This is a genomic window from Microbacterium sp. NPDC060117 (assembly GCF_042729315.1).
In the GTDB taxonomy this organism is placed as follows: domain Bacteria; phylum Actinomycetota; class Actinomycetes; order Actinomycetales; family Microbacteriaceae; genus Microbacterium.
Genome location: NZ_JBHWXR010000003.1, coordinates 622,401 through 636,954 on the forward strand (window position 1 = coordinate 622,401; position 14,554 = coordinate 636,954).

12 protein-coding genes and 1 pseudogene are annotated in these 14,554 nt (G+C 70.2%); 8 read left to right on the forward strand and 5 right to left on the reverse strand.

Annotated features, from left to right (window positions below):
* The 6 genes and pseudogenes from ACFWCK_RS14590 to ACFWCK_RS14615 all read left to right on the forward strand — a co-directional run.
* Nucleotides 1–1,381 (forward strand): annotated as a pseudogene (locus ACFWCK_RS14590) (hypothetical protein); the annotation flags it as partial.
* 167 nt (nucleotides 1,382–1,548) lie between these two features.
* Nucleotides 1,549–2,580, forward strand: a complete 1,032-nt coding sequence (locus ACFWCK_RS14595) for an iron-siderophore ABC transporter substrate-binding protein (protein WP_378806535.1) — start codon at nucleotides 1,549–1,551, stop codon at nucleotides 2,578–2,580.
* A complete protein-coding gene (locus ACFWCK_RS14600) occupies nucleotides 2,580–3,629 on the forward strand; it encodes a FecCD family ABC transporter permease (RefSeq protein WP_378806536.1) in 1,050 nt (349 codons plus the stop codon). Before ACFWCK_RS14595 ends, ACFWCK_RS14600 begins: the two co-directional genes overlap by 1 nt.
* Entirely contained in the window at nucleotides 3,626–4,681 is a 1,056-nt protein-coding gene (locus ACFWCK_RS14605; RefSeq protein ID WP_378806537.1) for a FecCD family ABC transporter permease, read from the forward strand. The genes ACFWCK_RS14600 and ACFWCK_RS14605 overlap by 4 nt, the downstream gene beginning before the upstream one ends.
* Complete coding sequence (locus ACFWCK_RS14610; protein ID WP_378806538.1) at nucleotides 4,678–5,472, forward strand: ABC transporter ATP-binding protein; 795 nt, start codon at nucleotides 4,678–4,680, stop codon at nucleotides 5,470–5,472. The genes ACFWCK_RS14605 and ACFWCK_RS14610 overlap by 4 nt, the downstream gene beginning before the upstream one ends.
* Before the next feature lie 26 nt (nucleotides 5,473–5,498).
* Entirely contained in the window at nucleotides 5,499–5,840 is a 342-nt protein-coding gene (locus ACFWCK_RS14615; protein WP_378806540.1) for a CHY zinc finger protein, read from the forward strand.
* Between the two features lie 38 nt (nucleotides 5,841–5,878).
* Here ACFWCK_RS14615 and ACFWCK_RS14620 read toward each other — a convergent pair whose 3' ends face one another.
* Genes ACFWCK_RS14620 through ACFWCK_RS14640 form a run of 5 tightly spaced genes read right to left on the reverse strand, consistent with a single transcriptional unit; the run spans nucleotide 5,879 to nucleotide 11,720 of the window.
* Entirely contained in the window at nucleotides 5,879–6,790 is a 912-nt protein-coding gene (locus ACFWCK_RS14620) for a carbohydrate ABC transporter permease (RefSeq protein ID WP_378806542.1), read from the reverse strand.
* Entirely contained in the window at nucleotides 6,780–7,754 is a 975-nt protein-coding gene (locus ACFWCK_RS14625; protein WP_378806543.1) for a carbohydrate ABC transporter permease, read from the reverse strand. Before ACFWCK_RS14625 ends, ACFWCK_RS14620 begins: the two co-directional genes overlap by 11 nt.
* 2 nt (nucleotides 7,755–7,756) lie before the next feature.
* Nucleotides 7,757–9,037: an ABC transporter substrate-binding protein gene (locus ACFWCK_RS14630; RefSeq protein ID WP_378806545.1), complete on the reverse strand. Its 1,281-nt coding sequence runs from the start codon at nucleotides 9,035–9,037 to the stop codon at nucleotides 7,757–7,759.
* A 29-nt stretch (nucleotides 9,038–9,066) separates the two neighbouring features.
* Nucleotides 9,067–10,674, reverse strand: coding sequence for an FAD-dependent oxidoreductase (locus ACFWCK_RS14635; RefSeq protein WP_233310927.1), 1,608 nt, complete (start codon nucleotides 10,672–10,674; stop codon nucleotides 9,067–9,069).
* On the reverse strand, nucleotides 10,671–11,720 hold the full coding sequence (locus ACFWCK_RS14640; RefSeq protein ID WP_378806546.1) for a LacI family DNA-binding transcriptional regulator: 1,050 nt from the start codon (nucleotides 11,718–11,720) through the stop codon (nucleotides 10,671–10,673). The genes ACFWCK_RS14635 and ACFWCK_RS14640 overlap by 4 nt, the downstream gene beginning before the upstream one ends.
* Nucleotides 11,721–11,881: 161 nt before the next feature.
* On the opposite strand from ACFWCK_RS14640, the gene ACFWCK_RS14645 reads away from it, so the two are divergent.
* Nucleotides 11,882–14,188 (forward strand): hypothetical protein, encoded by a 2,307-nt coding sequence (locus tag ACFWCK_RS14645; protein WP_378806548.1) that lies wholly within the window; start codon nucleotides 11,882–11,884, stop codon nucleotides 14,186–14,188.
* Between the two features lie 12 nt (nucleotides 14,189–14,200).
* Complete coding sequence (locus ACFWCK_RS14650; RefSeq protein ID WP_378806549.1) at nucleotides 14,201–14,545, forward strand: hypothetical protein; 345 nt, start codon at nucleotides 14,201–14,203, stop codon at nucleotides 14,543–14,545.
* Nucleotides 14,546–14,554 lie beyond the last annotated feature (9 nt).

Genomic DNA, 14,554 nt, shown 5'->3' on the forward strand with positions numbered 1-14,554 from the left:
CAACCTCGGCGGGATCCTCGGCGGGATCACCGGCAGCCTTCCGGGGCTGCCCACCGTCCCCGGTCTGCCCTCGATTCCGGGTCTTCCCGGAACCGGCGGCACCCCGGGCAACGGCAGTGCCCTCCCGGGTCTGCCGAACCTCGGCGGCTTGACCGGGGCCCTCACGGGCGTCCTCCCCGGCGAGCCGAACCCCGGTGCCGGCCTGCCGAACCTCGGCGGAGTCCTCAGCGGGATCACCGGCAGCCTTCCGGGGCTGCCCACCGTCCCCGGCCTGCCCTCGATCCCGGGCCTCCCGGGAACCGGAACCTCGGGCAACGGCAGCACCCTCCCGGGCCTGCCGAACCTCGGCGGAGTCCTCAGCGGGATCACGGGCAGCCTTCCGGGGCTGCCCGCCGGTTCCGGGGTGCCCTCGATCCCGGGTCTCCCCGGAACCGGCGGCACCCCGGGCAACGGCAGCACTCTCCCAGGTCTGCCGAACCTCGGCGGAGTCCTCGGCGGAATCACGGGTGGCCTTCCGGGGCTGCCCACCGTCCCGGGGCTCCCGGGATCCGGTAACCCGGGAACCCCCGGCAACGGCGGAACCCTGCCGGGCCTGCCCAACCTGCCCATCGGTGCCGTCACCGGCGCACTCGGCGGACTGACCGGCAACCTGCCGGGCCTGCCCACCGTCCCGGGAACGGGAACCCCCGGCAACGGCGGAACCCTCCCGGGCCTGCCCGGTCTTGGGAACCTGACGGGTGCTCTCTCGGGGATCCTCCCTGGTGAGCCGCACCCGGGCACGGGCCTGCCCAACCTCGGCGGAGTCCTCGGCGGAATCACCGGCAGCCTTCCGGGGCTGCCCACCGTCCCCGGCCTGCCCTCGATTCCGGGTCTTCCCGGAACCGGCGGCACCCCGGGCAACGGCAGCACCCTCCCGGGCCTGCCGAACCTGCCCATCGGTGACCTCGGCGGCCTCGTCGGCGGTGTCACCGGGTCCCTTCCGTCGACGCTCACCGGCGTCGTCGGCGGGATCACAGGCGCGCTGCCCGGTGTCGTCGGCGGGATCACCGGATCCCTCCCCGGCGTGATCGGCGGGATCACGGGATCCCTTCCCGGTTCGCCCACCGTTCCCGGAACCCCGGGCACGGGCACTCCGGGCACACCCGGCACCGGAACGCCCGGGACAGGCACCGGAGCGACCGGTCCGGGCGCCGGCAACGCTGGAGTCCAGGTCGTGTCCCACGTGACCCGCGGTCTCGTGGGGGCCGCACGCAGCCTGCATGCAGCAACCCCGAGGAACGGCTCTCTCGCGCAGACCGGGTCCTACGACCCGTTCCTGCTCTTCGCCGGACTGATCCTGCTGGCCGCAGGAGCAGTCACGAAGGTGATCGAGCGTCGCTGAACCTCATTGCGGAGGGCCGCCCATTCGGGTGGTCCTCCGCTTCTCTGTCCACCCTCGTCCCCCTGCGCGAGCCGCCAGAATTCCGCGGGGTCGCACGATGCTCCTCCGAGCTCGGACAGCATAGGTTAGGCTTACCTATCTACCCGTTGCCTTCCTCGAGGAGACCTATGCCCTCCCTCCGCCTGCGCCGCGGCGCGGCCGTTCTCAGCCTCCTGACCGCCGGCGCTCTCGCACTCTCGGCGTGCTCCACCGGATCCGCGCCCGGTGCCACCGGAACCGGTTCCTCCGTCGGCGGATTCCCCGCCACCGTCGAGCACGTCTACGGCAAGACCGTCGTCGAGTCGGCGCCCAAGAGCGTCGCCACGATCGGCTGGGGCAGCTTCGACGCCGCGATCGCCCTGGGCACCATCCCGGTCACGATCCCGAAAGCGACCTTCGGCGACCCGGACGGCGACGGCTACCTGGAGTGGACGAAGAAGGCGATCGACGCCGACAAGGCGACGCTCCCGCCGATTCACGACGAGACCGACGGCATCCCCTACGAGAAGATCGCCGACACCTCGCCGGATCTGATCCTGGGCACCAACTCCGGCCTCACGAAGCAGGAGTACGACACCCTCACCAAGATCGCGCCCACCGTCGCCTACCCGGGCGCCCCCTGGGGCACGTCCTGGCGCGACTCCACCACGATGATCGGCACCGCGCTCGGGAAGTCCGCAGAGGCGAAGGCCCTGATCGCGGACACCGAGAAGGCCATGGCCACCGAGATGGCGAAGTACCCGGCGGCCAAGGGCAAGACCGGCATGGTCATGTGGGTCGACGCGAAGGATCTCGGCAAGGTGCAGTACTACGTGCCGAGCGACACCCGCGTGCAGTACCTGAACGACCTCGGCTTCGCCACCCCGACCTCGATCACCGACCTGGCCAAGAACGAGAAGGGCTTCGTCGGCACGATCTCGGCCGAGCAGGCCGGCAAGCTCGACGCCGACGTCGCGGTCGTCTACGTGCAGGGCGGCGACCTGTCGACCCTTCAGAACGATCCGCTGCTCAGCCGGATCCCCGCCGTGAAGAAGGGATCCGCCGTGCTCGTGAACGACGAGGCCCTTCTCATGGCCGTCTCCGCGCCCACCGTGCTGTCCATCCCGTGGGCGCTGCCGACCTACGCCAAGATGCTCGGCGAGGCCGCCGCCAAGGCCTGATGACCCTCGCCCCTGCGCCGACGACACCCACGTCGGGATCCGAGGCACGCCGTCGCGTGCGTCCGTCCCCGACGTGGGCGCTCGTCGTGTGCCTGGTCGCCCTGCTCGCCGCGACAGTGCTCTCCTTGGCGCTGGGTGCGCGCATCGTGCCGCTCGGCGCCGTGTGGGACGCGTTCCTGCGCCCCGACGGATCCACCGACCAGGCGGCCGTGCTCTCCCGGGTGCCCACGACGATCACCGGGCTGCTCGTCGGCGCGGCGCTCGGCATGGGGGGCGCCCTCATGCAGGGCATGGCCCGCAACCCGCTCGCCGACCCCGGGCTGCTGGGCGTGAACGCGGGGGCGTCGCTGTTCGTGGTGCTCGGGATGACCCTGTTCGGGTGGCAGGCGCCGCTCGTGATCGTGTGGTGTGCTCTGGCCGGCGCGGCCGTGGCGGTCGTGCTCGGCTACGGCGCCGCCGCGGCGAGTCCCGGGGGTGCGACCCCGGTGACGCTCGCCCTCGCGGGTGCCGCGGTCACGGCGATCGCGACGGCCGTGATCACCGGGATCCTCATCGTCGACCAATCGACGCTGGAGAGCTTCCGGTTCTGGCAGGTCGGATCCCTCACCGCGGCGTCGTTCTCCTCGCTCGCGCAGCTGAGCGGGCTCCTCGCCGTGGGAGCCGTGCTCGCGGTCGCCTGCTCGGGCCGGCTGAACGCGCTCGCCCTCGGGGACGACGTCGCCCGCGGGCTGGGCGTGCGCGTCGGAGCCTCCCGCCTCACCGCCGTGCTCGCGGTCGTGCTCCTGTGCGGCACGGCCACGGCCCTCGCCGGCCCCATCGGCTTCGTCGGGCTCGCGGTTCCGCACGCGGTCCGCTTCCTCGCCGGCAGCGACTACCGCTGGATCGTGCCGCTCTCCGCCGCGGCCGGTGCGACGTTCCTGCTCGTCTGCGACGTGACCGGGCGGATCCTGGCGCGCCCCGGCGTGCTCGAGGTGGGCATCGTCACCGGGGTGGTCGGCGCCCCCGTGTTCATCGCCCTCCTGCGCCGTCGCAAGGCGGTGGGACTGTGACGGTCCTCGACACCGCCCGCACCGCCCCCGGCACCACACCCGCGGAGCGGCTCCGCACCGCGCGTCGCCGCAACGCGGTGCGCGACGCCGCGCTCATCGCGGGACTCGCCGTCGTCGTCCTGGCGCTGTGCATCGCCGGACTCCTCTTCGGCGCGAAGACCCTGGCCCTGCCCGACGTGCTGCGCGCGCTCACCGGACAGGCCGTGCCCGGAGTGAGCTTCGCCGTGGTCGAGCTGCGTCTGCCCCGTACCGTCGGCGCCCTGCTGGCGGGGGCCGCGTTCGGCCTCGGCGGCATGCTGTTCCAGACGCTGCTGCGCAACGTGCTCGCGAGCCCGGACGTGATCGGCATCAGCACGGGATCCAGCGCCGCGGCGATCACCGCCATCTCGTTCTTCGGCGCGTCCGGGCTCGTGGTGTCCGGCGCGGCCGTCGCCGGCGGTCTCGCGACGGCGCTCCTGATCTGGGTGCTCGCGTACCGCCGCGGTCTCTCGGGCCTGCGCTTCGTGCTGGTCGGCATCGGCGTCGCCGCAGCTCTCCAGGCCGTGATCAGCTATGTGCTCACGCGCTCCGACGTCAAGGCCGCCGAGCAGGCGACCGTGTGGATGGCCGGATCCCTCAGCCGCAGCCTCTGGGATCAGCTGGCCCCGACCGCGCCCGTGCTCGTGGTGCTGCTGGCGATCGGCCTGCTGGCGGCGCGGGCGCTGCCGGTCCTCCGCCTCGGCGACGACTCCGCGACGGCGCTCGGCGCTCGCCCGCAGCGCTCCCGGATCCTGCTGATCCTGTGCGCGGTGCTGCTCATCGCGGTGGCGACCTCGCTGACCGGGCCGATCTCGTTCGTCGCATTCCTGGCCGGACCCATCGCCCTGCGGCTCGTCCGGCGCGACGCGGCGCTCCCCCTGGTCTCGGCGCTCCTCGGCGCGATCATCGTGCTCGCCGGCGACGCGGTCGGGCAGCACCTGTTCCCGATCACGCTGCCCGTCGGCGTGGTCACCGGCGCGATCGGCGCGCCGTTCCTGCTGTGGCTCCTGATGAGAGGACGCACGCGCGCATGAGCTCGCACACCCTCGAGGCGAATGCCCTGATCGTCGGCTACGACGGCGACCCGGTCATCGACGGACTCGACCTGACGCTCCCCGGATCCGGGATCACGATGATCGTCGGCGGCAACGGCTGCGGCAAGTCGACCCTGCTGCGCACCCTCGCCCGGCTGCTGAAGCCGCGCAGCGGAGCCGTGCTGCTGGACGGATCCGCGATCGCGCAGCTGCCCACGAAGGAGGTCGCGCGGATCGTGGGCCTGCTGCCGCAGGCACCGGTCGCCCCCGACGGGATCAGCGTCGCCGACCTCGTCGACCGCGGCCGCACCCCGCACCGCGGCTGGCTGGGCGGACGCGACCACCGCGACGACGAGGTCGTCGCCGACGCGCTGCAGGTCACCGGCATGACGGAGTTCGCCGAGCGCGCGATCGACGAGCTCTCCGGCGGGCAGCGGCAGCGCGCGTGGGTCGCCATGGCGCTGGCACAGGAGCCGGACATCCTGCTGCTCGACGAGCCCACGACCTACCTCGATCTCGCCCATCAGGTGGAGCTGCTGCAGCTGCTGGTGCGGCTCTCGCGCGAGCGCGGCACGCAGGTGGTCGTCGTCATGCACGAGCTGAACCTGGCCACGCGCTACGCCGACCATCTCGTCGCGATGCGCGACGGCCGCATCGTCGCCGAGGGCGCGCCGGGCGACGTCGTCACGGTCGAGCTGCTCCGCGAGGTGTTCGACCTCGAAGCCGTCGTGATCCCGGATCCGATCGCCGGCACGCCGATGATCGTGCCCGTCGACGTGCACCGGGACTGAACCCGGGCTGTGCCTAGGATCGTCCCATGGGCGCGGAGCAGTTCGAGATCAAGGGGCATCCGGTCGACGGGCAGACCCGCTGCGCGCACTATCGCACCGAGCTCGACGTGGTGGCGATCCGCTTCGCGTGCTGCGGCGAGTACTACCCGTGCCACCTCTGCCACACCGAGACGGCCGACCATCCGTCCCGCCCGTGGCCGCTCGCCGAACAGGACGCGAAGGCCGTGCTGTGCGGCGTCTGCGGCCACGAACTCGAGATCCGCGAGTACCTCGGGGTCACCGCCTGCCCGCACTGCGCTGCATCGTTCAATCCTCGCTGCGCCCTGCACGCCGACCTGTACTTCGAGGTGGCGCAGGACCGCGACTGACCCGGCAGTCGCCCAGCGTGCCGTCGCAGCTCGGCCGCTCAGCCCTTCAGCCCGGAATGGGCCAGACCCTCGACGAACTGCCGCTGTGCGATCAGGAAGACCACGAGCACCGGCACGACGGTCATGGTCGCGGCTGCCAACTGCGTGTTCCACATCTCGCCGCCGTATGCGTCGGTGTAGCGGGTGAGCGCCTGGGGCAGGGTGAACAGATCCGGCGAGGTCAGGTACACCGTCGGCTCGAGGTACAGGTTCCAGGAAGCGAGGAAGGTGAGGATCGCGACCGCGGAGAGCGCGGGCTTCGCGAGCGGCAGGCAGATCCGCCACCAGATCGCCAACCGGCCGAGTCCGTCGAGCCTTGCGGCCTCCTCCAGTTCGACCGGCAGCGCGATGAAGAACTGCCGCATGATGAAGGTCGCCAGTACGCACGGCGCGGCGAAAGCGGTCACGAGGATCAGCGGCCAATGCGTGTTGATCAGCCCCACGCCTTTGAACATCTGGAAGAGGGGGACGATCGTCACCTCCCCCGGCACGAGCAGTCCGACCAGCACGACCAGGAAGAGGACGTTCTGCCCCGGGAACCGCAGGCGTGCGAACGCGTAACCCGCCAGGCTCGACACCAGCAGCACGATGAGCGTCACCACGACAGCGATGTAGACGCTGTTCGCGTACTGGCGGGCGAAGGGCTGGAAGCCGAACGCCTGCACATAGGCGTCCCCGGTCGGCGACGCGGTGAAGATCGAGGGCGGAGAGGCAAAGATCTGGTCGAGCGGCTTGAACGAGGAGGCGACCATCCAGACCGTCGGCACGACGAACGGCAGCGCCATCACGGCCAGCGCGACGTAGAGCACGATCCGACGGAGGACGGCGCCCCAGGGCCGGCGGGCACCGACGAACGGAGCCCTCGGAACGGGGATCTTCGACCCCGCGGCGGGCAACGTCTCAGTGCTCATAGAAGACCCACTTCCTTCGGAGCTGCCACTGCAGCACGGTGAGCAGCATCACGAAGGTGAGCAGCATCAGCGCGAGGGTCGAGCCGTATCCGATGTTGTTGAACGTGAACGCCTGCTGGAAGACGTAGTAGACGAGTACCGTCGTCGACAGCGCGGGGCCGCCCTCGGTCAGCACGGCGATCTGCGCGAACGCCTGCAGCGCACCCACGATCGTGATGATGCTCGTGAGCAGCAGCGTCGGCGAGATGAGCGGCAGAGTGATGCGCGTGAAGATCGTGCGGCTGCCGGCGCCGTCGATGCGCGCCGCCTCGTAGAGCTCGCGGGGAACCCCCTGCAGCGCGGAGAGGAACAGGACCATGTTCACGCCGACGCTGCGGATGACCTGCGTGACGATCACGGCTCCCATCGCCGTCGGGCCCTCCTGCAGCCAGTTGGGTCCGTGGATCCCGATCTGAGCAAGCACGGCGTTGATTCCGCCGTTGTCCTGGAGCAGGAACCCCCAGACGAGGGTCCAGGCGACGACCGAGATGACCACCGGGGAGAAGAACAGGGTGCGGAAGAACGTGACGCCGCGGAACCGGCGGTTGAGCATCACGGCCAGGCCGAGCCCGAGCCCGATGTTGAGCACGACCACGCCGAGGGAGAAGACCGCGGTGGCGCCCAGCACGCTCGGCAGTTGCGGATCTGCAGCGAGCGCGGCGTAGTTCGCCCCGCCCACGAAGGTGAGCTGCCCTGTGAAGATGTTCCACTTGTTCAGGCTGTAGACGATCGCGAGGCCCACGGGGATGAGCACGAACAGCACCACGCCGATCATCTGAGGCGCGATGAAGAGGTAGCCGGCGGCGGCGTCGCGACGCCTCATGGTCCAGAACCGTCTGGCGGGCCGGCGCACCGGATCCTGGCCGCCGGGAGTCCGGGAGGCGGCGAGGGCCGCCTCCCGGGGCACGGTGGGGGTGGAGGTCATCGTCACTTCGCCAGGAGCGGGGAGATCGCCGAGCAGACGGAGCTCAGCACCTTCTTGACGTCGGCGTCGGGCTTCCACATCGCATCGAGAGCGGTCTTGCCCTTCTGCGCGATCTCCGCGGGGCTGGTGTGGTTCGGCAGGGTGACGGCGTCGGGGATCTGATCCACGACCACGCTCTGCAACTGCTCCGCCGTGAGCTTGGTGTTGTTCGCCGCGAGCTTCTCGCCGGTCAGCAGCGAGGTGCGCGCCGAGGGGAAGAACTGAGAGAGCTTGGCACTGTTCTCCGGGCCGGTCAGATAGGCGAGGAAGGATGTCGCCTCCTGAGGATGCGCGCTCGTGCGGAGAACACCCATGCCCGCCTGCCCGATCACCGAGTACGCTCCGGCGGGACCTGCGGGAAGCGGCACGACGTCGTAGCCGAAGGTGCCGGTGAGCAGCGATGCCCGGGAGACCTGCGCAACGGTGAATGCCGAGTCACCGGCGAAGAAGTCGGCCTTGGTGCCGGGGCCGGGCATCGCGGAGTCCTTGAAGACGGCGTCGTGCAGGAAGGTGAACGCACCCACCATCTTGTCGTCGTCGAAGGTGCACTTCGTGCCGTCGGCGTTCCATGCGCTCGCACCCCACCCTGTCCAGACCGTGGCCAGGGTGTTCCATGCGGAGTAGTCGAAGTCCCGGATGACGAACCCCGCCTTGCCCGTCGCCGCGTTCACCGCCGCTCCGATCTTCGCGACCTCGTCCCAGGTCACGCCGGAGGCGGGCAGCGACTGGCCCGCGGCGGCGAGGAGGTCCTTGTTCACGTAGAGGGCGTACGGCGAGTTCGAGAACGGGTAGGCGTAGAGCTGGCCGTCGCGGGTGAACTCCGCTGTCGCGCTGGGCAGCAGGTCCCCGTACCCCCACCCCTTCGTGCCCTTCAGTGCGGGAGTGAGCGGAAGCAGTGCGTCCGAGGCGATCAGATCCTTGGAGAGATCCCCCATCCACGCGAGATCCGGGGCGTTGCCGCCGGCGATCTGCGTCGTGAGCGTCGTGTTGTAGTCGGCGAACGGGAGGCTGTCGAAGGTGATGGATTTGATCTCGGGGTGCGTCGACTTGTAGCTGTCGGCGATCGAGGCGAACAGCGCGAGCTGCGCCTCGTTCGAGGTCCACACCGTCATCCGGAGCGCCACGCTGTTCGGGGCGGCGGTCGTGGAGACAGGGGCGCTCGGGGTGGCGCTGCAGCCGGTGATCGCGACGATCGCGGCCGTCGCCAGGGCCGCGGCGCCGACCAGCTTCTTTGCTGTGTTCATGGGGGGCTTTCTTGATAGGAGGGGACTCGCTAGTAGCCGAGGATTTCCGGCCAGTGGAGCTCGATACCGGACTCGACGAGCCGGCTCTGGAACCGCTGCCGCAGTTCCGGGTCCGAGAGCACATGTCTCGGAAGTGTGGATTCATCGATGCAGAAGCTCGCGAGCTCGCCCGCGGACTCCCCGATGTTCCATTCGACGGGATGGAGCCGGTAGGCCCCGTTGGTGATGTGGGTCGTGCCGATGTTCTTCGCGGCCGGGATGAGGTTGCGCGTTTCGACCGGGACGAGCGCGCCGAGCGGGATCTCGAACGGTGCGCATTCGACATCGATGTAGTTGTCGCCGCCCGTCGACGGGTGCAGATCGATCCGGTACATGCCGATGCCGACCGAGTCGGGGAACGTCGCCGGTCCGGCATGACCGCGCGACGTGACCGAGATGTCCTGCTCGACGACGGTGGTGACCGCCTTGATGCGGCGCGACTCGCGGATGTACGGCGCCTGCGCGAACCCGTCCGCGGTACCCGTCTGATCGCCGCGCGGACGGAGTCCTGGCCAGCCTCTTCCGCCGTCGGGCCGCGGCGCCTCGGTCTGCAACCAGTACAGGTACGAGCGGGACAGCTCCTTCGCGGCCGCACGGTGGGCCTCCGCGTCCGGATCGTCGATGATCGACCCGTCGAGATAGTCCAGCATCGGCCAGTTCGCCACGACGATGTCGCTCTCGTAGGCACCGGGCAGGAAGTTCTGACGGGCGATGATCCGGCGGAACTCCCAGAGGTCCAGGTCGCCGGGATCCTCACGGGGATCCTGCGCCGCACGCTCCGCGCCGTAGGGCGGGTTGACGTGGAGCGTGCGGGATTCGGGCTCGAGGGTGCGGGGCTGGGGTGCGGTGAACGACAGCAGCCGGTCGCCCCAGAACGCAGGGGCGTAGTCGCGCCAGTAGTCGTAGGTCTCCGGTCGCTCGATCGTGAAGTCGGCACCCTCGACGTGGTCGAAGACGAAGCACCACGAGATCGCCTGCAGGTTGCCGGGATCCGCCTGCTCCGGCGCGCTCGGCTCCCCCGTCTCGGAGCGCGACTCCGCACCGGCGACGTGGTCCGTCCCGGTCAGCGGGAGCAGCTCGCCCGTCTCGGTGGCGTCGAGCACGAACGGCGCCGAGACCCGCACCTCGGTGCCGTCATGGACATGGCGAAGGGTCACGGACGAGACGACGTGTCCGGCCGCCGCGGCCGCCGTCGGCGCGTAGGGCTGGAGGACGGTGAGCCGGCCGCTGGAGAGGTGCGGGGCGAGCTGCTGTTCGATGACCGCGACGGCGACCCGGGGCTCATGGCAGAGCCTGCTCACGCGTCCGAGCCCGGGGTTGAGCCGCGGGTCACGGCGAGCGGCCTCGGTGAGCGGGTAGAACGAGCGGTAGTGGTCGCGGATCCCGTCGCGCAGCGCGCGGTACCGGGCCGTGACGCCGAACTGCTCGACCCAGATGTGCTCATCGGGGGGAACAGCCTGGGAGGTGAGCTGGCCGCCCAGCCACGCATGCTCCTCGGAGAGGATCACGCGGTTGCCGCGGCCGAGGGCGGCGAGTGCCGCAGCGACGCCGCCGAGCCCGCCTCCGATGATCGCGACGTCGGCATGGAGCTCCCTCATGCGTCGGCCCGACGTGCCACCAGCGTCTCGCCGAGCTCGAGGGATCCCTGCAGGAGGCGCTGCCGATCGATCGCACCCGCGCTCTCGGGGTCGGCCGCGATCAGCTCCCTGAGCAGGCCCAGCGCCTCGAAGGCGATGCGCTGTCGGGGCGTGTGGAATCCGGAGAGGCGCAGGCCTCCGACGGTGTGGCTCTGCACCTCGCCGAGCGCGGCGATCGAGACCTGGGCCGGCAGTGCGACGCCCTGCCGTTCGAGGGCGAGCGCCAGATCTTCGGCGGCGAAGGCGTCCTCGGCGACCACGAGGGTCGCGCCGCTCTCGATGATCCTGTGCGCGGTCGCGGCGAGATCCCCACCGACCTCCGGCAGCGAGCGGAAGGACAGCGCTCCGTTCGCGCCCGCCGCCTCGATCTCGGCGAGTCGATCGCGGGACGACGGGGTGTCCCGGTCACCGTGCAGGTACACCGCGGACGTGTGGCCCAGCTCGGCTGCCCGCGCGACCAGATCGCGGGTGAGTGCGCGGTAGTCGATCCCGACATAGGGCACGCCTTCGGCCTCGTCGCGTCGTCCGACGGCGACGAACGGGAAGCCCTCGCTGACCAGACGGGCCAGTTCCTCCCCGTCCATGTGCTGACCGAGCAGGATGCAGCCGTCCGCGAGGCGCAACCGGGTGTTCCGGTGGAACAGGCGGCGCGAGCCGTTCTCGACGGGCGAGCTGGTGAAGAACAGGAGGTCGCAGTCGTACTGCTCGGCAGCGCGTTCGATCCCGTTGAGCAGCGGTCCGTAGAAGTCCATGCTCTCCGCGGTCAGAGCGGACTCGTAGGTGAAGACGCCGAGGATCTTGTTGTCGAGCCCGGCGAGCCTGCGCGCGGCGGGATCGGCCACGTACGTCGTCTGCTCGATAGCGCGACGCACCCGCTCCCTCGTCGCCTCGGGGATGCGGACGTTCGTGCCGTCCCGATCGTTGAGCACGAGCGACACCGTCGTCTGGCTGACCCCGGCGATCCGTGCGATCTCCTTCTGGGTCGTCTTGCCCGTCTTCCCCGACATGTCCATCCTCCGCGTCTGATAATGCCTATCACCAAGGCGTGACGCCGACGCTAATGCGTATCTTCAGAAAGCGCAAGTCATCTTGACTTCGAACCGGAAGGACGATCAGACTGTAGAACGCTCACGCGCTAATGCGCATTATCACGATCGATGGAGATCCGATGACCAACCAGGACGAGAGAAGCGCAGGATTCACGCGCCGAGGATTCCTCGGCGCGACATTCGCGGCCGGAGCACTCCTCGTGGCAGCCCAGAGTCCGATCCGCGCCACTGCGGCGGCGGGTGATCTGACCCTCAGCGCCGACGGCGTGAGCATCGTCGCCAGCCCCGGTGGCCGTGTCGCGATCAAGGACGGCACAGGCGTCATCCGCCTGCAGGGCTCCAAGTTCCAGACCAAGGACACCGTGACGGGGATCCAGGTGTCCACCGACGGAACGCCCACGCTCGTGACGCTCGCCGACGGCACCCCGGCCATCCGGATGGACTACGTGATGCCCGCCGCAGCCGGGCCGATCGCCGTGTACGGGCTCTTCTCGATCAGCACCCGCCACGTCCGGCTCGAATGGCATGCCTCGGGGTCCAGCACCTTCACCCCGGAGGGCTTCCTGTTCAGTCGCGCGGTCCTGTCGGCGACCGAGTCGGACGGCTATGTCGCACTCACCGAGTGGAAGCGGGACGCCGCCGGCGGGATCCCCTTCGAGGACGCGGTGGGCGTCGCGCACACGTCGACATGGGGCGCGCTGCACGGGCTGCTCATCCTCGACCGCTCCCGTCAGTCCTGGACCAATTCCACCTGGGTGCACGCGCCCGGCGTGCTCCAGACCGACGGCAGCGTCGTGAGCCGGGCGGATTTCTTCTTCAGCGACAAGCGGCCGTCGGCGGTCGCCTCGATCGGCACGGCACAGGACCTCGGCATCGAGGTGTGGACGGACCGGCCGTTCGGGCTGTGGGCATCCGCCGGACAGCAGATCGCGATCTCCGCCCAGGTCGCGAACGGCGCGGCGGCCGATCGCGCCGTCGACCTCGTCTGGTGGGCGCGCGATTTCAACGGGACCCTGCTGGCCAGCCAGACGGTCTCCGTGGTCGTGCCCGCCACCGGGACCCTCGACCACGCCTTCACCCTGACCGCGCCGGGATCCGGCTTCGTCGTCACCGAGGTCGCCGCGGTCTCCGGCGGGATCGAGGCGTTCGCCCGCACGAATCTGGCGGCGGTCCCGCCCCGAGACCACCCCGCGACGGCGGACAGCATGTTCGGAATGGCCAACTACCCCTGGCTCCAGGTGCCCTCCGCGACCGCCGTGCTCGACCTCTGGCAGAGCATCGGCGTGGACCGGGTCCGGATCTCGTACGACGGCGGCCCTGGACTGCCGCCCTCCGCGTTCGACGCACGCGGCATGTCGCACAACATCGAGTTGCAGCCCTCACTGACCGCCGCCGCTGCCGAGGCCACCGCCTGGGCGGCCACGAACACCACGACCGCCGTCGCGGCCGGCGCCGAGTACTTCGAGGTCGGCAACGAGCTGAACCGCCCGTTCAACACCGGGACGGCGGCGCAGGCGTACGTCGACAAGGCGCTGCGTCCGGTGCACGACCGCGTGGTCGCCACCGGGGCGTCGCTCAAGCTGCTGAACAACGGTCTCGCAGGAATGGACGAGCCCTGGGTGCAGAACTTCCACAGCGCCGGCGGCTGGGATCTCATCGACGGCATCGCCTTCCACCCCGGTCGTGGCAACTTCACCCCCGACTACGATCCGCAGGGCCCCGTGGACGCGGGCGCGAACGGCACCTACTGGAATTTCCTCGGCGGCCTGCGCAGGCTCAAGGCGCTCATCGCGCAGTACGGGCCGAAGGAGATCTGGATGACCGAGGCGTACGCCTGCACCAAGCCCAACGCGTGGTGGTACGACACCTACCGGCACGCCGCAGAGAACGTGTTCCTGAGCCTCGCACTCGCGAAGGCCGAGGGCGTCCGCTGCGTGTGCTGGTACCAGTTCCACGACAGCGTGCTCGGCAACCCCCAAGTCGCGAACCCGACCGACGCCGAGTACCACTACGGCTTGATGAACCGCGACACCAGCGCGAAACCGTCCCTGCTCGCTTACGCGAACGCAGCACGACTGCTCGATCGAGCGACGTTCGTCCGCTGGCTCGCCTTCACGGACGACGACAACAAGGGCCTCCTGTTCGATACGCCGGAGGGCGAGCTCGCCGTGCTGTGGAACCGCGCCGACGGCTACATCCTGAACGCCGGCCACGACCCTTCCGGCACCACGTTCGCCGCCCCCGAGCTCTGGCTGGATCCATGGCCGACAAAGACCGCGCTGACGGTCGCGGCGACGGGCGCGAGCGTCACGCAGATCGACTGCATCGGACAGGAGATGCCGCTCACCGTCGGCGCCGGGACGGTGGCCCTCACCCTCGACGGCGCGCCTCGCGTCTATCGTGGGCTCGATTGCAGCGGAATGTGAACCGGAGGCGCCATGAACCCCGTACCCCCCGATCTTCTCGAACTCGAATACGAGGGACTCTTCCTCCGCTTCGATCGGGGCGTCTTCGAGCTCTTCGAGTTCCCGCCGACGACCGACTTCCACTTCCGGACTCCGGCGCGCTGGCTCGCGGCCCAGTTCGACGTGCGCCGTGCGGACCGGTGCCGGTTGAGGTTCGGATTCGTGGAGTCCCCCGATGCTCCGCTCTTCGGGACCCGGCCGGTGCCCTTCGTCTTCACGCAGACGCCTTCCGCCGTGCTGCCGCAGACGGCGGAGGGCGTGTTCCGCGAGTACTTCACGCGCGTCGCCGAGGCGACCGGCCGGCGGCTCGGCACCTAGCCGTCGTCG